This window comes from Arthrobacter sp. fls2-241-R2A-172, from assembly GCF_030208885.1.
Taxonomy (GTDB): Bacteria; Actinomycetota; Actinomycetes; order Actinomycetales; family Micrococcaceae; genus Arthrobacter.
In genome coordinates, this window is sequence record NZ_JARVTB010000001.1 from 347,226 (window position 1) to 365,782 (window position 18,557).

The following is an 18,557-nucleotide window of genomic DNA, read 5'->3' on the forward strand; positions in this document are numbered from 1 at the left end:
AGATCCAGTGGGAACTGGCAGGAAGCTTGAAATGACCGACCCGGGACGCCGAATGCTCGTGGGGGCAGGGGCTGTGGGCGCGCTGGCTGCGGCCTTGAGCCTTGGAACATCCCCAAACGCAGAGGCCGCGGAGGAGACTAAAGGGGGTCCCTTCAACTCGCCGAACGCCTATGACGTCACGGCTTGGAAGATCAAAGGAAAGCCCAAGATCACGGCGGAGTCGGATATCGGTGCCGTCATCAATGACATCATCGCTGACATAAAAAAGCGCCAGGCGACGCCGGAGACCAGGCCGGGAGCCGTTGTCATCATTCCTCCGGGGGACTATGACCTTCGCACCCAGGTGGTGGTGGACGTGGACTACCTCACCATCGCAGGGTTTGGTCATGGCTTCTTCTCCCGAAGCATCAAGGACAACGTCGACACCACGGGCTGGGTAAACCTGCAGCCGGGCGGCAGTCACATCCGCGTCCTGACGCCACCTTCGGCGCCCCAGGCATTTCTCGTGCGCAGGAACGGAAGCCCCCGCCTGTCCGGGATCGTGTTCAGGGATTTCTGCCTTGATGGGGTTTCTTTCACCCCGGACGCGAACAGCTACAAAAATGGGAAGACCGGCATTGACGTAGCATCCGACAACGACTCCATCCACATCACGGGGATGGGGTTCGTCTATCTCGAGCACGCTCTGGTAGTCCGGGGCGCCGACGCCCTGCGGATCCACGACAACATGATCGCCGAATGCGGGAACTGCGTGGAACTGACCGGAGCCGGTCAGGCAACGATTGTCAGCGACAACCTGATGGGTGCCGGCCCCGAGGGCGTGACTCTTCTGGCCGAAAACCACGAAGGCCTCCTGGTCACAGGAAACAACTTCTTCCCCAGAGGACGTAGTCTCCTTGAGTTCACAGGCTGCAACCGTTGCAGTGTGATATCAAACAGGTTCCAGGGCTTCTATCCGGGCATAATGCGCCTTCTGAATGGATGCAAAGAAAACCTCATCACCTCCAACCACTTCCGCCGGGGCGCGGAAGGGTTTCCGCCCTTCATCGACCGCACCAACGGACTCGATGACCTCTACGGCGTCATCCATACGCTGGGAGACAACAACCTCATCTCAAACAACCTTTTCGCTTACGACGTCCCGCCGAACAAGGTTGTCCCTGCCGGTGCCCAGCCGACCATCATCCTGATCGCAGGAGGGGACGGCAACGTCATAGCCACCAACCACGTGGTCAGCAATGTTGCCACCCAGCACGTGGTTCTTGACGGATCGACTACCCATTCGAAGGTACTCGACAGCGGAGCCGCAGCCACCATCACGTCATACAGCCAGGACACGGCCATCCGGCCCACACCCTGACGCTCAACGCATAAAGCACGACGGCGGCTGGCCACCTTGGTGACCGGCCGCCGTCGTGCTTCCCGAACCTCAGTCCGCCTTGACCGCCAGCACGGGGCAGTCCGCCTCCAGCAGGATCCGCTGGGAGACGCTGCCCATGATGAGCTTGCCCACCGGGCTGCGGCGGCGGAGGCCGATCACGATCAGCCCGGCGTCATGCTCATCAGCTGCGTCCAGCACTTCGGCTGCTGCGTCGTGGCCGCGGATGGGCTGCTTGATGACGTGCTGCACGCCCTGCGAAGCAAGACGTTCCTCGATGCTCTGGATGTCCGGCTCCTGGGCGTAACGGTTGTCCACCAGGGCGTCGCCCTTGGAGGAGTTGATGACCAACAGAGTGTCATTGCTCTTCTTGGCCTCTGCGATGGCCTGGGTCAGCGCCGCTTCGCCTTCGGGTGTGGGGACGTATCCCACCACGATGGTCATGGTTTCTCCTGTTTCCGATGGGTTGGGATGGTGGCTTCCGTGGTGGTTGACGGCGGCACGGACGCAACGGCGTGGTCCGCGCTGGGTTCAGCGTCGTCGTAGCCAATGGGCATGGCCTTTGCCGGACGGCTGCGCCGGATGAGCTTGAGCACCAGCGGCCACGCCAGGATGATGCCGATGATCACATAAATTCCGACGGCGATCGGCTCACTGAAGAGCCCGGCAGGGTCGCCGGCACTGAGCTGCAGGGTCTTGCGGAGCTGGCCTTCCAGGCGAGGGCCGAGGATGACGCCCAGGATGAGCGGCAGGACGGGGAGCCCGAACCGCCGCATCATGAAGCCGAGTGCGCCGAGGACCAGCAGGATCACCAGGTCGAACGCCTGCAGGTTCACCGAGTAGGCGCCCAGGGTGGCGAAGAACAGGATGCCTGCGTACAGATACGGGCGGGGGAGTTGCAGGAGCTTGGCCCACAGGGGTGCCAGCGGAAGGTTGATCAGCAGGAGCAGGAGGTTGCCAATGAAGAGGCTGGCAATCAACGCCCAGACCAACGGTCCTTGGCTGGAGAAGAGCTGCGGACCAGGCTGGATGCCGTAGGACGTAAATGCTGCGAGCATCACGGCGGCCGTTGCGTTGGTGGGCAACCCGAGGGCCAGCATGGGGGTGAGCGTGCCCGCCGCCGCTGCGTTGTTGGCAGCTTCTGGCCCGGCCACGCCCTCAATTGCACCGTGTCCGAATTCTTCGGGGTGCTTGCTGAGGCGCTTTTCCGTGACGTAGGAGAGGAACGTGGGGATTTCGGCTCCACCTGCTGGGAGTGCGCCGAACGGGAAACCGAACACTGTGCCGCGGAGCCACGGCTTCCAGGAACGCTGCCAGTCCTTCTTGCCCATCCACGGACGGCCCACCGGAATGATGTGCAACGGAGTACGGCGCAGATGCGCGGCAACCCAGAGCGCTTCACCCACGGCGAAGATAGCGACTGCCACCACCACAATGTCCAGTCCGTCGGACAACAGCGGAATGCCGAACGTGAGGCGGCTTTGACCGGTCACGGAGTCCAAACCAACCAGGCCGATGGCCAGGCCCAGGCCCAAGGAGGCAAAGCCGCGGAGACGTGACTTGCCCAGGACTGCGGTGACGGCCAGGAGCGCCAGCATCATGATCGCGAAGTAGCTGGGCGAGCCCAGGCTGACGGCGAACTTCACAACGATCGGCGCGCAGACGGCAAGGAGGGTGGTGCCAATGGTTCCGGCAACGAACGAGCCGATGGCCGCCGTCGCAAGCGCTTGGGCGGCGCGTCCCGCCTTGGCCATCTTGTTGCCTTCAATGGCTGTAACCACGGATGAGGATTCACCCGGTGTATTCAACAGGATGGAGGTGGTGGAGCCGCCGTACATGCCGCCGTAGTAGATACCGGCGAACATGATGAACGCGCTGGTGGGTTCAAGGGCATAAGTAACGGGGAGGAGCAGTGCCACGGTCATGGCCGGGCCCAGCCCGGGGAGGACACCAACAGCGGTGCCCAGGATGACGCCGATCATGGCGTACATCAGGTTCATGGGAGTCAGGGCGGTGGAGAAACCGTCCATCAAGGAGGACCAGACGTCCATCAGAGGATTCCTTCCAGGAGCCCGGCCGGCAAAGCAATGCCCAGGCCGAGGTAGAAGCCGTAGAAGGTGAGCAGGGAGAGCGCCACGGAGATGATTCCGTCGCGAATGTACCGGCGGCTGCCCAGGGCAAGGACGCTGCCCCAGAACAGGACGGTGCCGGAGATGACCCAGCCGGCCCAGTCGATCAGCAGGATGTTCAGGAGGAATGCACCCGCCAACGGAAGGATGGTCTTCCAGTCCGCAGGATGGGTCAGGTCCACATCCTCGCCTTCTTCGGCTTCGCCTTTACCGCCACGGAGGACGTTGATGGCCAGCAGCACCGCGCAGATCAGGAGAATTCCGGCAACAATGAACGGGACCGTTTTGGGGCCAACGGGGTCTGACTTGGAGTACGGGGTTACCAGGCCGTTGGCGTCGAGGAAAACAAGGACGCCAACCACGCCGAGCAGGAGGGCTACCCCCAGCTCGGCGCGGCCTTTCAAGCCTGTTACTGCAGAGCTCACGCCAGACCAAGCTTGGTGAGGACGTCCGCCACCCGCTTGTCCTGGTCGGTCAGGAAGGTCTTGAACTGATCGCCGGTGACAAAAGCGTCCGTCCAGCTGTGGGTCTTCAGCGCTTGCTTCCAGCCCTCGGAAGCGTGCATTTTCTCCAGTGCGGCGATCAGGGACTGCTTGTCGGCGTCGCTGATGCCTGGAGGGGCCACCACGCCACGCCAGTTGCTGAACACCAGGTCAATGTTGGATTCCTTCAGCGTGGGTGCGTCCACGCCGTCGAGCCGCTTTTCACCGCTGGTGGCGAGCACACGGACTTCGCCGGACTTGATCTGCTCCAGGTACTCACCGGCGCCGGAAGCGGCAAAGCCGAGCTTGTTGCCCAGGATGGCGGGCAGGAGGTCGCCACCGCCGTCGTAGGAAACAAAGTTGACCTTGGTGGCGTCGATGCCAACGGCACCGGCCAACTGCATCGGCAGCAGGTGGTCAGGTCCGCCGGGGGAGGAGCCTCCGCCCACTGAGATGGATCCCGGATCAGCCTTCCAGGCTTTCACAAGGTCGTCGATGGTCTTGTAGGGGGAGTCCTTGCTGACCATGATGGCGCCCGGCTCTTCAATCAGCTTTGCCAGGGGCGTAGTGTCCGTCAGCTTTGACTGCGACTTGTTGGTGTAGCTGGCACCAACGACGCCCAGGCCCATCAACATGGCGAGATCGCCATTGCCCTTCTCATTGACCACCCGGGCCAGGCCGACAGTGCCGCCGGCACCGGCGAGGTTGAAGACCTCGGTGTTGTTGGCGATCTTCTCGTCATCAAGGACCTTGGCCGCTGCGCGGGCCGTGGTGTCATAGCCGCCGCCGGGAGTGTTCGGCACCATGATCTGGAGCCCGGTGATGGGTCCGGCTGCCGCGCCGGAGGTTTCCGAACCGGTGGAGTTCTTGCCTGTGGCACCGCAACCTGTGGCCATCAGGGCGAGGCCGGCGGCGACGGCGGCGACTCGCAATGCGCGGATCTGGCGCATGGTGTTCCTCTTCTCAGTTATGAATTCTGTCCAGGGCGGTCATCGTTGAGCCCCGGAGACTGATGCTAGGCGGGCGCGTGACGGCGATCACTCTTGTGTTCGCAGTGATCTTTAAGTTCATTGCGTTCACGGACCGCAAAGGTCCCGGAAGGGTCTGGGGTATAGTTCCCGTACGCCACGCGGAGCACCCCCCAGCCAGCTCCGATCACCGGCACCACCTAAGGAACCGCACCGTGACTCGACGCAGAGGCATGTCCCTTGCAGGGCAATACCTGGTACTGCAGTTGCTCATTGTGTTGGCCGTCCTGGTAGCTGTTGTCGCAATCTCCCTGGCCCAATCCGCCGAAGCTTTCGAACGGACCGAGGGGCGCAGGGCGTTGTCCGCCGCCGAAGCCCTGGGCAACAACCCCACCGTACGGGCACTGCTGCCCACGGCAGAACCACGTGGCGGTTCAGCCCTTCCGGCAGTTGCCGAGTCCGTCCGCACGGTGTCCGGATCGGCGCACGTAGCGTTGGCCAAATTGGATGGCACCGTCATCACTGCCTCCGACCCCGGACTGATAGGCCGCAAGCTTCCCCTGGGTGAAAGCAGGGTCATGGAGGGCCGTGCCTGGACCGGTGTACTCAACGCCAACAACAGCGAAGTCCTTTCCGCCCACGTGCCGGTCATAGACGACTCCGGAACCATGATCGGCATCGCCTCGATCAGCCGCAACTATCCCTCCACACTGGAACGCCTGGGCGACGCCGTGCCCAACCTGCTCACCTACCTGGGAGTTGCAAGTGTCCTGGGAGTGGCCGGCTCGCTCCTGTTGTCCCGGCGCGTAAAACGCCAGACACTGGGCATGGAACCCCGGGAAATCACAGGTCTGGTGGAGAACCGCGAAGCCATGTTGCAGGGTTTGAAAGAAGGCGTTGTCGCGCTGGATCCCCACGAACGGATCACCGTGGCCAACCAAAGCGCGCGGCAGCTCCTGGGCCTTCCGCCGGACTGCGTCGGCAAGAAGCTCCGGTCCCTTCATGTGGACCCCGCGCTGAAGACCGTCCTGACGCGCGACCAAGCAGACCCGGACCAGTTGGTGCTGGTAGGTGAACGGCTAGTGGTGATGAACCGCGTGGCCCTCCACTCGCATGGGCGCGACATCGGTTCCGTGACAACCCTGAGGGACCGGACAGAACTGTCCTCCTTGGAGAGCGAACTGGGCGCCACCCGCACAGTCACCAACACGTTGCGGGCGCAAGCGCACGAGTTCGCCAACCAACTCCACGTCATCTCTGGCCTGATCCAGATCGGCGAATACGACTCCGTGGTGCAGTTCGTCAACGGCGCCACAGTGGAACGCACCCGGCTCAACGACGACATCACCAGCCGGATCGAAGACCCCGCGCTCGCCGCCCTGCTTATCGCCAAGGCCAGCCTGGCGTCGGAACGTGGCGTGGACGTGCAGTTGGACCCCGGGTCCACTCTTTCGCCGGTGCCCGAGGAACTCTCCCGGGACGTCACCACCGTGGTGGGGAACCTGGTGGATAACGCGTTCGACGCCGTCACCGGGTTTGCGGGGGCAGCGGTCACCGTTCTGGTGGCCGACTCGGTGGACGGCGTCACCGTCACCGTTCGGGACAACGGCCCCGGCGTACCCTCGGATTCCGCAGAAGAGATTTTCCGGCAAGGCTTCTCCACCAAGGACCCGGGCCCCGGAGACGCCCGGGGTTTTGGGCTGGCGCTCTCGCGGGTGATTTGCCGGCGCAGCGGAGGGGACCTGACCGTGGCCAACGACGCGGGTGCCGTGTTCACCGCCCGGTTCACAAAGCAGGATTCACACGCAAAGAAAGAGGCAGCGCAGCCGTGATCAAGGTCCTGATCGTCGACGACGACTTCATGGTGGCCAAAGTCCACGCCGGGTTCATCCAGAGGACACCCCACTTTGAAGTGGTGGGAGTGGCCCACACCGGAGCCCGTGCCGTGATGGAAACCGAACGCCTTCAACCCGACCTGGTGCTATTGGACATCCACCTTCCGGACATCAGTGGCCTGGACCTGATGCACCAGCTCCGGGACGTGGCCCCGGACCTGGACGTACTGGTGATCAGTGCCGCCCGGGAAGTAGAGACAGTGCGCAAAGCCCTGCGTGGCGGGATAGTGCATTACCTGATCAAGCCGTTCTCCCAAGCGGACCTGCAGGAAAGGCTGGAACACTACCTCAGCGCCTACCAAGGACTGGATTCTTCCAAGGACCAGGCTGAACAAGCCGACGTCAACCGGGTATTCGGTGTCAGCGTCTCGGAGCGGTCACTGCCCAAGGGCTGCAGCGTGGAGACCCTCGAACTGGTCGAATCCGCGCTCAAGTCCGCGCCCGGAGACCTGTCCGCCGCCGAGGTTGCCGAACAGCTGGGAACTTCCCGTGTGAGCGCCCGCCGATACCTTGAGTACCTCCACGACGAAGGTGCGTTGGACGTCCGACTCAAGTACGGCGTCGGACGTCCTGAACGGCGATACGTGTTGAAGGGGCGGTGACGGGTATCCCTGCCTAGCCGAACAGGACGGCAGCTTCGTCATAACGGTCCTGGGGAACGGTCTTGAGTTTCCCCAAAGCCTCATCGAAACTCACACTCAATATTTCCGTCCCTTTGAGCGCCACCATGGTGCCCCAACGACCCTCGACGACGGAGTGGACTGCGGCCATGCCCAAACGCGTGGCCAACACACGGTCAAAAGCGGTCGGCACTCCACCGCGCTGGATATGGCCGAGGATCGCAGTCCGGGTTTCGATACCCGTAATCACTTCCAGTTGCGGGGCTAACTGATCGGCGATGCCACCCATACGTGGACGGCCGAAGGTGTCCAGGCCCCGTTCGGAGTGAGGGGTCTCCATGTGGTTAGGAACGAAGCCCTCAGCTACTACCAGCAAGGGTGCCCTGCCGCGGGCATGTGCTTCCAGCATCCATTGGCCGATCCGCTCCACGCTGACCTTTTGCTCAGGAATCAGGATGGCATGCGCGCCGGACGCCATACCTGAGTGGAGGGCGATCCAGCCCACGTGCCGTCCCATGACCTCAGCGATCATGCAGCGGTGGTGCGACTCACCGGTGGTCCGGAGCCGGTCCATCGCTTCGGTGGCGATATGCACCGCGGTATCGAATCCGAAGCTGTAATCCGTGGCGTCGAGATCGTTGTCCACGGTCTTGGGAACGCCCACGATATTGAGCCCGGCATCGGTGAGCCTTTGGGCGGCGGCCAGGGTGCCCTCACCACCGATCGCGATGATTGCGTCAATGCCCAGGCGGTCCAAGTGCCCTTTGATGACGTCCGGGCCACCACCATCGCCGAAAGGGTTGGTGCGCGATGTCCCCAGGATGGTGCCGCCTTGCTTGGCAATGCCGCGGACCATGGAGCGGGGGATATCGACGACGTCACCTTCCACCACTCCGCGCCATCCGTCCCGGAACCCCACGAACTCGAGTCCGTGGATGGCGATGCCCTTCAGGACCGCCCCGCGGATCACCGCATTCAATCCGGGGCAGTCGCCGCCGCTGGTCAGGATTCCAATCTTCATGCTTCAGCTCACTTTGTTGGGGCTGGCTTTTGGACGGCCATCAGGAGCCCGCGGCTGCCAGTACGGACAGGGCTTCCTCCACCATGTTCGCCACGGGGTAGGACGGCCGGTGCACGCCTGCCATTTCCTCCATAATCCGGACAACCTGGCAGCTGTAGCCGAACTCGTTGTCGTACCAGACGTAGAGAACCAGGTTCTTGCCGTTCGAGATGGTGGCCAGCCCATCTACTATCCCTGTGTGCCGGGACCCCACGAAGTCCGTGGAAACAACGTCCGGGGAATCGATGTAATCGATCTGATGCCGTAGGTCCGAATGCAGCGCCATTCCGCGCAGGTAAGTGTTGACGTCGTCCTTGGTGGTGCCGCGCTCAAGGTTCAGGTTCAGTATGGCCATGGACACGTCAGGCGTGGGCACCCGGATGGCGCTTCCGGTGAGCTTGCCCTGCAACTCGGGCAGCGCCTTCGCCACGGCCCTGGCAGCCCCGGTTTCGGTGATGACCATGTTCAGCGCAGCAGAGCGGCCCCGGCGGTTTCCCTGGTGAAAGTTGTCTATGAGGTTCTGATCGTTCGTGAACGAGTGGACCGTTTCCACATGGCCATGGACTATTCCGTACTTGTCATTGAGGGCTTGCAGGATCGGTGTGATGGCGTTGGTGGTGCAGGACGCCGCGGAGACGATCGTGTCGTCGTCGTTGACGTCCCGGTGGTTGATGCCGTGCACGATGTTCTTCAGCCCACCCTTGCCCGGTGCGGTCAGCAAAACACGGGCGGCACCTTGACTCAGGAGGTGCTGCGAGAGGCCTTCTGCGTCCCGCCACCGTCCGGTGTTGTCAACAATCAAGGCGTCCCTGATCCCGTACGCCGTGTAATCGACCGTGGCGGGGTTGTCCGAGTAGATGACCTGGATGCGGACGCCGTTGGCCGTAATGGTGTTGGCCTCGTGGTCTACCTTGATGGACCCTTCGAAGGGTCCATGGACCGAGTCCCGACGCAGCAGGCTGGCGCGCTTGGTGAGGTCGTTCTCCGCGCCTTTGCGAACAACAACCGCCCGAAGCCGCAGGCCATGGCCGCCGCCCGCCTGTTCCACCAGAAGCCGCGTCAGCAGGCGTCCAATACGGCCAAAACCATAAAGCACGACGTCGGTGCTGCCGCCGGCCCCGCCGCCGCGCCTGCCCGCTACTCCCGCGAGTTCTGCGCGGAGGAATTCCTCAACGCTGGTGCCCGTGCGCTTGTCCTTGAACTTCTGGTTCAGGCGGGCGATATCGACGGTTGCCGGTCCGAGCTGGAGTTGGACCAATGCGTTGACCAAGGGAGCGGTCTCTTCCAGGAGGAGTTCCTCCTTGCTGATCCGGCGGGCGAAACGATGGGCTTTGAGGATGCTCATGGCGGACTGATTGACCAGGCTGCGTCCGTGGATGGTGGTGACCACGTTGTTTTCCCGGTAGAGCCGGCCTATGACGGGAATCATGGCCTCGGCGAGGGCCTCCCGCCCCATCCATTCGGCAAGGCAAGTATCTGAAGTAAGCATCGGTCTGCCTTTCCGGAGGAGCTGTGGGACAGGTTCGCCTGCGGCAACGAATGCTGCAGCGGCTGACTTCCATCGTCCTTCGGGCGCGACGAACCCGAAACGCTAATTCGGGATGGTTCTTCCCACTCCTTTGAGTGGGCGCGGTCCTTTCAGTCCCGTTGCTGGGACTGGGCGTACTCGAGGGTGAGTTTCGTGTCGATCAGATGGAAGACGTTCCGCCTGATGTGTTCCTGCACCAAGGCCTCCGCTGTGCCCGGTTGGTCCCGGGCTATTGCCCGGGCCAGTCCAAGGTGCTCGGCGGCAGCGGTTGCGGTGTCTACCGGCACCCCGAGAGGAGTCCATAGCTGTTGGACGGTCTCTTGTTGGAGCCGGATCTCGGCGCTGGCAAGCCTCGGTGACCGGGCGGCGACAGCAAGTTGGATGTGGAACCGGCTATCCGCGGCTGCTCGGACTTCGGGAGACGCAGCACCGTCCAGTACGCCGGCCAACATATGCAGGCACTTGAAGTCCTGGGGTTCGGCGCGCTCGCAGGCAAGACGGACAACTGCCGTGGAGATGGCAATGTGCTCCTCACCGATGTCCCGTATTTCCGGAATCGATGTTGAGAGGAACCACGCCTGCATCTCGTCGGCAGGGTACAGGGGGTATCCGGCGACGAACGACCCGCCACTTCGCCCTCTGCGGGTCTCCACGGTTCCCCGGATGCGCAGTTCAGTCAGGGCTTCGCGAAGAGTCGTGCCCCCAACACCGAACTTTTCCGAGAGGGCGGTCTCCGCCGGCAGGCGTTCACCGACGTTGAGCAAACCCAAAGCAACGGCCGTGGAGATCCTGTCGACGATCGCCTCGGCCCGCTCGATCTCCGGCAGTGGCCGGTAGATCTGCGACTCGAACGGAGAAGGCGGTGCCAAGTGTCTCAGCTCCCAAGAACGGCTACGAGGTGGCTCCAATACTACAGAGCACGGTTGCGCAGGCTGGGCTGAGGACTGCCACCCCATCCTTAAGGGTAGGAAGAACCGTCAGAAAACAGTGTTACCCCATCCCTTGTGTTTCGGAAGCATAGTCAACAACCGAACATCACTCCGAAGGCCCCTACGGGCAGAGGACCGAATCGAAGGGACCATAGATTGTGAATCCGGCAGCAAACGCAACGAATGCGGCTCCGACCACGACCCCGTCCGACATTGCCCGCAACATTTCCCTCGTCCTTGACGAGATGTCGGGGACGGTCGTCAAGATTGATGAACAGCAGATGGCCCGCATTGCAAGCCACCTCGCACACCCTGGACGAATCTTCGTGGCGGGAGCCGGTCGCAGCGGGCTGGTCCTTCGGATGGCCGGCATGCGATTGATGCATTTGGGCCTGGCTGTCCATATCGCCGGTGATGTAACAACTCCGGCCATCTCCTCCGGAGACCTCCTTCTGGTGGCCTCCGGATCGGGCACCACCTCCGGGGTGGTCAAGTCCGCGGAAACGGCCGCTAAGGCAGGGGCCCGCATCGCAGCTTTCACCACCAACCCGGACTCGCCGCTCGCTGGGCTTGCTGATGCATTGGTGATCATTCCGGCAGCCCAGAAGACCGACCACGGATCGTCGAAGACCCGTCAGTACTCCGGCTCGCTGTTTGAGCAGGCCCTGTTCGTGGCCACGGAAGCCATCTTCCAGTCCCTCTGGGACAACGATCCGCAGCCTGCCGAAGAGCTGTGGCTGCGGCACGCGAACCTCGAGTAACCCACCCATCGATTTCTCACACTCAGATCAGTTCTCAACAGAAAGCAGTAACGTCATGAAACTCCAAGTTGCCATCGACCTCCTGACCACCGAAGCCGCCCTGGAGCTGGCTGGTCAGGTCGCCGAATACGTTGACATCATTGAGCTCGGCACTCCGTTGATCAAAGCGGAGGGCCTGTCCGTGATTACGGCGGTCAAGGACGCGCACCCGGACAAGATCGTCTTCGCGGACCTCAAGACCATGGATGCCGGTGAGCTCGAGGCCGACATCGCGTTCAAGGCCGGGGCTGACCTGGTAACCGTGCTCGGAGCCGCTGACGACTCCACCATTGCAGGGGCGGTCAAGGCAGCTAAAGCGCATAACAAGGGCGTTGTTGTTGACCTTATCGGCATCGCGGACAAAGTCACCCGCGCCAAGGAGGTCCGCGCCCTGGGCGCCAAGTTCGTGGAAATGCACGCTGGCCTGGATGAGCAGGCCAAACCCGGCTTCGACCTGAACGGTCTCCTCCGCGCCGGCTCGGAAGCCCGTGTTCCGTTCTCAGTGGCTGGCGGCGTCAAGGTTGCCACCATCGGAGACGTCCAAAAGGCTGGTGCCGACGTCGCTGTGGCCGGCGGCGCCATCTACGGTGCCGACGATCCGGCGGTGGCCGCCAAGGCTCTTCGCGCAGCTATCGTGTAGCAAACGGATCGAAGGTGGTGTCCCGCGGACGATGAGTCTTGGGGCACCACCTTTTTTGATGTCCGCGTCAATCACTTCTACTACTCTTTCGAGTAGTTTCACCCCTGCTGCCGCATGCCGTGGCTGTGGGCCAGCGCGATCGCCTCAGTTCGTGAACCGACGTCGAGCTTTTTGAAAAGGTTCCGCACGTGGAACTTCACCGTATTTTCGCTGATGCCCATGGCCGCGGCGATGGTGCGGTTGCGGTGCCCGGAAGCCAGATGCTGGAGGACCTCCAACTCGCGTGCGGCCAGGTTCCAGCCGGCGACATCGCCAGCCGGACGTGCCGGAAGATCCAGCGGCAGTGAAACGAAGACGTCCGCACCCCAGCCGGACATGACGTCCATCCGCAGCTGACCGGTGAGGGCCTGGACCCTGCGGTCCAGGCGGCCGATATTGGGATCCTTGGTGGTCAACGCCCCGCCGCCGTCGTCGCGCACGTTGATCAGCAGGTTCTCGCCGTCGCAATCCCAATGCGTGCGTATCCGGGTTACCTCCGGCTGCTCCATCATGACCAGGACGAGTCCACGGACGATCGCGCGTGCAGCGTGCGCGACCTCCCCGGGGAGCGCCCGGCCGTTGAGGGGTGGTTCGATGAACTGAACCTCGATGCCGCTGAATCCGGTGAGGGGGCGGAGGTCCTCACGCAGGCGTTCAAAAGCCTTGGCCACAGGTTCTTCGACCAAGTCAGTGGTGCGGTCGCTGTGTGTGCGCAGCGCAATCAACGCTTTCGCGGCGAGGTCTGTCACGGTGGTGCGGGCTGTGGCGTGGTCCAGTGCCGATGACCGCAGCGCGGCCAGAAGCGTTTCCAACGTGGTGGAATGCAGGTCGGTCAGCTCGGCTGTGACCCGGAGCCGCTCCGCCGAAGCCGCCCGCGACTCCACCAAATACGACGGCGGTGCGTCCGCGACCTTTTCCTGTATCCGCCGGGCGGTCAGGTTCCAGAGGAACCGCAGCAGATCCAGCCAGGCACTGGTGTCGGGTTCGATCGGGTTGGGATCGGTGAGGACCAGTAGTGCGTTGCTGGGCGCGTGCTTGAGGGCCAGCGCATGCCTTTGTTTGCCGGCGAGTTCGGCCTCACCGAACCACGGATCCTCATCGGACAACTGCGCGCGAAGCAGGTCGAGCTCGGCAATCGAGACCTTGGAAATGATGTCCTCCGCACCGGCCTTTTTCTGCGGGCGCCCAGTGCAGTCCTCCGTGAAAATGACCAAGGCGCTGCTCCCGACGGAAGGAAGGGCAGCTTCACGGAGCCGCTGCGCTATGTGGGACAGCGGGGCATCGGCCAGGGCGGCCACGGCGTTCAACAACGGCCAGGGAAGGTCAGAGAGAGTCATGGCTGCATCCTTGTGCGCTCAGCAGGGCGGCGCCGCAGCGCGCACCCTGTAGGGGCAGAATCGAACCCCGTCCGAAAGTGTAGTCAAAAACTGTCAGAAAACAGTGTTATCACCCACTCCTTGTTTAGGAAGTATGAGGAGCAAGCAAAAGATGACGTGCTGGCCAGCCTTTTTATGGAGGCCAACTGATCGAAGGGGACATATCGTGAACCAAACAGAGAGCACGGCGGTCACATTCAGCGACTCAGGTCTTGCAGCCACACTGGAGTGGACCGTCGAGGACCAGCGGGCTGTTGACACGGCCCGCGTGTTGGCCGCCGACGCCGTGGAGAAGGTCGGCAATGGCCACCCTGGTACGGCGATGAGCTTGGCTCCGGCAGCGTACCTGCTGTTCCAGAAGCTGATGAGGCACGACCCCCGCGATCCGGAGTGGATCGGCCGCGACCGTTTCATCCTGTCACCGGGCCACTCTTCCCTGACGCTCTACATCCAGCTTTTCCTCTCCGGCTATGGCTTGGAGTTGAAGGACCTTGAGGCACTGCGTACCTGGGGTTCGCTGACCCCTGGCCACCCCGAGTACAAGCACACCGCCGGTGTGGAGATCACCACTGGCCCGCTCGGCCAGGGCCTCGCGTCCGCCGTTGGGTTCGCTTACTCGCAGCGCCGCCAGCGCGGCCTGTTCGACGCCGATGCTCCCGCCGGCGAATCGCCGTTCGACCACACCATCTGGGTGATCGCATCCGACGGCGACATCCAGGAAGGTGTCACGTCCGAGGCATCCTCGCTGGCCGGGCACCAGGAACTGGGCAACCTCGTAGTGATCTACGACGAGAACCACATCTCCATTGAAGACGACACCGACATCGCGTTCACAGAGGACGTCCTCAAGCGCTACGAAGCCTACGGCTGGCACACCCAGCGCGTGGACTGGACCCGCCCTAGCGACAACAATCCGACCGGCGATTACGTCGAGGACGTCCAGGAACTTTACTCGGCGCTGCTCGCAGCCAAAGCGGAGACCGCCAAGCCGTCCATCATTTCGCTGCGCACCATCATCGGCTACCCGGCCCCGAAGAAGCAGAACACCGGCAAAATCCACGGCTCCGCACTCGGTGCCGAGGAAGTCGCAGCGCTCAAAGAGGTCCTTGGCTTTGACCCCGGGAAATCCTTCGAGGTCGAACAAGCCGTTCTGGACCACGCCCGCAAGGTTGTTCAGCGGGGTGCAGCTGCCCGTGATCACTGGGATGCGACGTTCTCTTCCTGGCAAAATTCACATCCGGAGGGCGCCGCCCTTCTGGAGCGCATCGAGGCTAAGCAGCTTCCGGCCAATCTTGGCGAGGTTCTGCCGGTGTTCGAGGCCGGCAAGGACGTTTCCACCCGCGCGGCCTCGGGCAAGGTCTTGAACGCCATTGGCCCGGTCCTTCCTGAACTCTGGGGCGGTTCCGCTGACCTTGCCGAGTCGAACAACACCACCATCGAGGGTTCGCCGTCGTTCATCCCGACATCTCGTTCCACGGACGCCTGGAAGGGCAACCCGTACGGACGTGTCCTGCACTTCGGTATCCGTGAGCACGCTGCCGCGTCGATCGTGAACGGTATCTCCCTGCACGGCCGTACCCGCGCATTCTCCGGTACGTTCCTGATCTTCAGCGACTACCAGAAGCCGGCTATCCGGTTGTCAGCGTTGATGGGGGTCCCCTCCATCTATGTGTGGTCCCACGATTCCATCGGCCTGGGTGAAGATGGGCCTACCCACCAGCCTGTGGAGCAGCTCGCGACCCTCCGGGCCATCCCGGGCCTGGACGTTGTCCGCCCGGGCGACGCCAATGAGGTGGGGATCGCCTGGCAGACCATCTTGGAGAACCACCAGAACCCCGCAGGCATCGTGCTGACCCGCCAGAACGTGCCGGTCTTTGAGCGCGGTGACGGCGAAGCCACCGGGGATACCTTCGCGTCCTCCGCAGGTGTTGCCAAGGGTGGCTACGTCCTGGCGGAGGCTTCCCGCGATGGTCAGACGGTCGACCCGCAGGTGATCCTGATCGGCACCGGTTCAGAGGTCCAACTCGCCGTCGCTGCCCGCGAAGCCCTCCAGGCCGAAGGCATCGCTGCCCGCGTGGTTTCCATGCCCTGCGTTGAATGGTTCAACAAGCAGGACGAGGCCTACCGCGAGTCTGTCCTTCCCGCGTCCGTAAAGGCCCGCGTCTCCGTCGAAGCCGGCCTGGCCCTGGGTTGGAAAGAATTCGTCGGCGACGCCGGCCGCTCCATCTCCCTGGAACACTTCGGCGCCTCCGCCGACTACAAGCGGCTCTTCAACGAATTCGGCATCACCGCCGAAGCCGTTGCCGCCGCAGCCAAAGACTCCCTCGCTGGCTTGACGGCCTAATCATCGACTACAGGAGAATCACCATGTCTACTACTCCCACCCAGCAACTCTCCGACGCCGGTCTCTCCATTTGGCTGGACGATCTTTCCCGCCAGAGGCTCTCAAGTGGCAGCCTGCAGGACCTCATCGACCACAAGAACGTGGTGGGTGTGACCACCAACCCGTCCATCTTCCAGGCCGCCATCACGTCCGGCACGGATTACGACGACGCGATCATTGCGCAGGCCGCAGCAGGGGCCAGCGTCGAGGAAACGATCTTCGAGCTCACTACCACCGACGTCGCAGATGCCTGCGATCTTTTCGCACCCATCGCCGCTGCCACCGATGGTGTTGACGGCCGGGTCTCCATCGAGGTGGACCCCCGCCTCGCCTGGGACACGTCCGGCACCATCGCCGAGGCCAAGAAGCTCTTCGCCAAGGTCAACAAGGAGAATGTCCTGATCAAGATCCCGGCCACCCGGGAAGGACTCCCAGCCATCAGCGCGGTTCTTGCGGAGGGAATCAGCGTCAACGTGACCCTGATCTTTTCCCTCGCCCGATACCGGGCTGTGATCGATGCCTTCCAGTCGGGCATCAAGCGGGCCATGGAAAACGGTCATGATCTTTCGAAAATCCACTCTGTGGCATCGTTCTTCGTCTCCCGTGTCGACACGGAAATCGATCAGCGCCTTGACGCCATCGGCACCGAAGAAGCCAAGGCACTCAAAGGCAAGGCAGGGTTGGCCAATGCCCGGATCGCCTATCACGTGTACGAAGAACTTTTCTCCACGGAGCGCTGGGCTGTTCTGGCTGCAGCGGGGGCGCGTCCACAGCGTCCTCTCTGGGCTTCAACCGGTGTCAAAGACCCGGCATACCCTGACACCCTCTACGTCACGGAACTCGTTGCGGCCGGCGTAGTGAACACCATGCCGGAAAAGACACTGGATGCCACCTTTGACCATGGCATCGTCACGGGAGACACCATCGCGGGTACCTATGACGAAGCGACTGTCGTCCTCAGCTCCCTCCGAAACCTCGGCATCACCTACAACGAGGTGGTTGACCAGTTGGAATCCGAAGGTCTTAACAAGTTCGTCGCGAGCTGGAACGACCTGCTTTCCGACGTCGAAAGTGCCCTCACCGCCGCCCGCAATGCAGCGTGACCACCTGGCAATGCCAGCTCTGACCCTTACCGAAAGGCAGGCACCATGTCCCGCTCGCCCCTGACTTGCTGCATCAATCCCAGCATCCTCTCGGCTGACTTCGCCAACCTCGAATCCGAGCTGGCCCGCATCAGCAACGCAGACGCAGTACACGTCGACGTCATGGATAACAGCTTCGTCCCCAACCTGACCATCGGTCTGCCTGTCGTGGAGCGGCTGCAAAAGGTCAGCCCGGTACCGCTGGATGCCCACCTGATGATTTCCGACGCCGACCGTTGGGCACCGCTGTACGCGGACGCCGGCCTCTCGTCGGTCACCTTCCACGTGGAGGCCGCGATGGCTCCCATCAAGCTCGCACGCGAACTCAGGGCCCGGGGGGCCAAAGCGGGCATGGCTCTGCGGCCAGCCACTCCAGTGGAGCCTTACCTTGACATGCTTTCGGAGCTTGACATGCTGCTGCTCATGACGGTGGAGCCGGGCTTTGGTGGCCAGGCGTTCTTGGACGTGGTGCTGCCCAAGATCCGACGTGCCCGTGAGGCCGTGGATGGTTCCGGAGTGAGCGTGGCCATCCAGGTTGACGGTGGCATTACAGAGGAAACCATCCTCCGCGCAGCGGAGGCCGGCGCCAATGTCTTCGTGGCGGGTTCGGCCGTTTACGGTAAGCCTTCACCGTCCGAGGCGATTGAGGCGCTGCGGACCAACGGACAGCTTGCATTGGCCTCCAACAATCCACGGAAAGCCTGAGGCCACGCATGCGTGTTCACATAGCGACAGACCATGCCGGGCTGAAACTCAGCTCGCACCTGATCACTGCGTTGACGGCCAGCGGCTACGACATGGTGGACCACGGACCCGCGTCCTTCGACCCGGACGACGACTACCCGGCGTTCTGCATTAAGGCGGCGACCGCCGTCGTCAATGACCAGGAAGCGGGCGTGGAGGCGCTGGGGATCGTGCTGGGCGGGTCCGGCAACGGCGAACAGATATCGGCGAACAAAGTCAAGGGTGTGCGAGCAGCGTTGGTGTGGAACGTGGACACCGCTGTGCTGGCCCGGCAACACAACAACGCAAACGTAATCGCTGTGGGTGGACGCCAACACAGTGTGGAGGAAGCCACGCAGTTGATCAGAGCGTTCCTTGCCGAACCGTTCAGCAACGCCGAACGCCACGAGCGTCGAATCGGCCAAATTACCGCATACGAGACCGACGGGGAGGTTTCCGAGTAGC

General features: G+C 62.8%; 17 protein-coding genes. 9 read left to right on the top strand and 8 right to left on the bottom strand.

Translation table 11 applies throughout. The annotated features are described in order from the left end of the window. The first annotated feature begins 31 nt into the window (after positions 1-31). Positions 32-1,360 carry a NosD domain-containing protein gene (locus tag QRM57_RS01710; protein ID WP_284985314.1) on the top strand — a complete coding sequence of 443 codons (1,329 nt, stop codon included), beginning with the start codon at positions 32-34 and terminating at the stop codon, positions 1,358-1,360. Positions 1,361-1,429: 69 nt separating this feature from the next. On the opposite strand, the gene QRM57_RS01715 is transcribed toward QRM57_RS01710, so the two are convergent. The 4 genes from QRM57_RS01715 to QRM57_RS01730 are packed head-to-tail and all read right to left on the bottom strand — an operon-like array spanning position 1,430 to position 4,939. Further along, on the bottom strand, positions 1,430-1,822 hold the full coding sequence (locus QRM57_RS01715; protein ID WP_235519818.1) for a universal stress protein: 393 nt from the start codon (positions 1,820-1,822) through the stop codon (positions 1,430-1,432). Beyond that, complete coding sequence (locus QRM57_RS01720) at positions 1,819-3,429, bottom strand: tripartite tricarboxylate transporter permease (protein WP_284985316.1); 1,611 nt, start codon at positions 3,427-3,429, stop codon at positions 1,819-1,821. Before QRM57_RS01720 ends, QRM57_RS01715 begins: the two co-directional genes overlap by 4 nt. Continuing rightward, the gene (locus QRM57_RS01725) at positions 3,429-3,932 is read right to left on the bottom strand and encodes a tripartite tricarboxylate transporter TctB family protein (protein WP_284985317.1); all 504 of its coding nucleotides are present in this window, start codon (positions 3,930-3,932) and stop codon (positions 3,429-3,431) included. Before QRM57_RS01725 ends, QRM57_RS01720 begins: the two co-directional genes overlap by 1 nt. Further along, positions 3,929-4,939 (bottom strand): Bug family tripartite tricarboxylate transporter substrate binding protein, encoded by a 1,011-nt coding sequence (locus QRM57_RS01730; protein ID WP_284985318.1) that lies wholly within the window; start codon positions 4,937-4,939, stop codon positions 3,929-3,931. Before QRM57_RS01730 ends, QRM57_RS01725 begins: the two co-directional genes overlap by 4 nt. Before the next feature lie 251 nt (positions 4,940-5,190). On the opposite strand from QRM57_RS01730, the gene QRM57_RS01735 reads away from it, so the two are divergent. Together QRM57_RS01735 and QRM57_RS01740 are read left to right on the top strand one after the other, a co-directional pair. Further along, positions 5,191-6,789: a sensor histidine kinase gene (locus QRM57_RS01735; RefSeq protein WP_284985530.1), complete on the top strand. Its 1,599-nt coding sequence runs from the start codon at positions 5,191-5,193 to the stop codon at positions 6,787-6,789. After that, complete coding sequence (locus QRM57_RS01740; protein ID WP_284985319.1) at positions 6,786-7,454, top strand: response regulator; 669 nt, start codon at positions 6,786-6,788, stop codon at positions 7,452-7,454. The genes QRM57_RS01735 and QRM57_RS01740 overlap by 4 nt, the downstream gene beginning before the upstream one ends. Before the next feature lie 13 nt (positions 7,455-7,467). Here the strand turns inward: QRM57_RS01740 and QRM57_RS01745 are convergent, their stop codons facing one another. The 3 genes from QRM57_RS01745 to QRM57_RS01755 all read right to left on the bottom strand — a co-directional run bounded on the left by QRM57_RS01745 (position 7,468) and on the right by QRM57_RS01755 (position 10,929). Beyond that, a complete protein-coding gene (locus QRM57_RS01745; protein WP_284985320.1) occupies positions 7,468-8,493 on the bottom strand; it encodes an ATP-dependent 6-phosphofructokinase in 1,026 nt (341 codons plus the stop codon). A gap of 40 nt (positions 8,494-8,533) precedes the next feature. Beyond that, positions 8,534-10,021: a glyceraldehyde-3-phosphate dehydrogenase gene (locus QRM57_RS01750; RefSeq protein WP_284985321.1), complete on the bottom strand. Its 1,488-nt coding sequence runs from the start codon at positions 10,019-10,021 to the stop codon at positions 8,534-8,536. Positions 10,022-10,170: 149 nt separating this feature from the next. Beyond that, the gene (locus QRM57_RS01755) at positions 10,171-10,929 is read right to left on the bottom strand and encodes a FadR/GntR family transcriptional regulator (RefSeq protein WP_284985323.1); all 759 of its coding nucleotides are present in this window, start codon (positions 10,927-10,929) and stop codon (positions 10,171-10,173) included. Positions 10,930-11,147: 218 nt separating this feature from the next. Between QRM57_RS01755 and hxlB the strand changes: the two genes are divergently transcribed. Together hxlB and hxlA are read left to right on the top strand one after the other, a co-directional pair. Continuing rightward, on the top strand, positions 11,148-11,750 hold the full coding sequence (gene hxlB / locus QRM57_RS01760; protein ID WP_284985324.1) for a 6-phospho-3-hexuloisomerase: 603 nt from the start codon (positions 11,148-11,150) through the stop codon (positions 11,748-11,750). 55 nt (positions 11,751-11,805) lie between these two features. Next, positions 11,806-12,429, top strand: coding sequence for a 3-hexulose-6-phosphate synthase (hxlA, locus tag QRM57_RS01765; RefSeq protein WP_235519826.1), 624 nt, complete (start codon positions 11,806-11,808; stop codon positions 12,427-12,429). A gap of 98 nt (positions 12,430-12,527) precedes the next feature. Here hxlA and QRM57_RS01770 read toward each other — a convergent pair whose 3' ends face one another. Further along, positions 12,528-13,805: a helix-turn-helix transcriptional regulator gene (locus QRM57_RS01770; RefSeq protein ID WP_284985325.1), complete on the bottom strand. Its 1,278-nt coding sequence runs from the start codon at positions 13,803-13,805 to the stop codon at positions 12,528-12,530. 205 nt (positions 13,806-14,010) lie between these two features. Between QRM57_RS01770 and tkt the strand changes: the two genes are divergently transcribed. Genes tkt through QRM57_RS01790 form a run of 4 tightly spaced genes read left to right on the top strand, consistent with a single transcriptional unit; the run spans position 14,011 to position 18,556 of the window. Beyond that, positions 14,011-16,188: a transketolase gene (tkt, locus tag QRM57_RS01775; protein ID WP_502868610.1), complete on the top strand. Its 2,178-nt coding sequence runs from the start codon at positions 14,011-14,013 to the stop codon at positions 16,186-16,188. A gap of 23 nt (positions 16,189-16,211) precedes the next feature. Next, positions 16,212-17,330 (top strand): transaldolase, encoded by a 1,119-nt coding sequence (gene tal / locus QRM57_RS01780; protein ID WP_284985326.1) that lies wholly within the window; start codon positions 16,212-16,214, stop codon positions 17,328-17,330. Between the two features lie 45 nt (positions 17,331-17,375). Continuing rightward, the gene (gene rpe / locus QRM57_RS01785; protein ID WP_284985327.1) at positions 17,376-18,074 is read left to right on the top strand and encodes a ribulose-phosphate 3-epimerase; all 699 of its coding nucleotides are present in this window, start codon (positions 17,376-17,378) and stop codon (positions 18,072-18,074) included. Between the two features lie 8 nt (positions 18,075-18,082). Next, complete coding sequence (locus QRM57_RS01790) at positions 18,083-18,556, top strand: ribose-5-phosphate isomerase (RefSeq protein WP_284985328.1); 474 nt, start codon at positions 18,083-18,085, stop codon at positions 18,554-18,556. Position 18,557 lies beyond the last annotated feature (1 nt).

Excerpts from the sequence above, each read along its gene's own strand:
- QRM57_RS01710 (WP_284985314.1), top strand. The coding sequence starts at position 32 with ATGACCGACCCGGGACGCCGAATGCTCGTGGGGGCAGGGGCTGTGGGC.
- QRM57_RS01715 (WP_235519818.1), bottom strand. The coding sequence starts at position 1,822 with ATGACCATCGTGGTGGGATACGTCCCCACACCCGAAGGCGAAGCGGCG.
- QRM57_RS01720 (WP_284985316.1), bottom strand. The coding sequence starts at position 3,429 with ATGGACGTCTGGTCCTCCTTGATGGACGGTTTCTCCACCGCCCTGACT.
- QRM57_RS01730 (WP_284985318.1), bottom strand. The coding sequence starts at position 4,939 with ATGCGCCAGATCCGCGCATTGCGAGTCGCCGCCGTCGCCGCCGGCCTC.
- QRM57_RS01735 (WP_284985530.1), top strand. The coding sequence starts at position 5,191 with ATGTCCCTTGCAGGGCAATACCTGGTACTGCAGTTGCTCATTGTGTTG.
- QRM57_RS01745 (WP_284985320.1), bottom strand. The coding sequence starts at position 8,493 with ATGAAGATTGGAATCCTGACCAGCGGCGGCGACTGCCCCGGATTGAAT.
- QRM57_RS01750 (WP_284985321.1), bottom strand. The coding sequence starts at position 10,021 with ATGCTTACTTCAGATACTTGCCTTGCCGAATGGATGGGGCGGGAGGCC.
- hxlA (WP_235519826.1), top strand. The coding sequence starts at position 11,806 with ATGAAACTCCAAGTTGCCATCGACCTCCTGACCACCGAAGCCGCCCTG.
- QRM57_RS01770 (WP_284985325.1), bottom strand. The coding sequence starts at position 13,805 with ATGACTCTCTCTGACCTTCCCTGGCCGTTGTTGAACGCCGTGGCCGCC.
- tal (WP_284985326.1), top strand. The coding sequence starts at position 16,212 with ATGTCTACTACTCCCACCCAGCAACTCTCCGACGCCGGTCTCTCCATT.
- rpe (WP_284985327.1), top strand. The coding sequence starts at position 17,376 with ATGTCCCGCTCGCCCCTGACTTGCTGCATCAATCCCAGCATCCTCTCG.
- QRM57_RS01790 (WP_284985328.1), top strand. The coding sequence starts at position 18,083 with ATGCGTGTTCACATAGCGACAGACCATGCCGGGCTGAAACTCAGCTCG.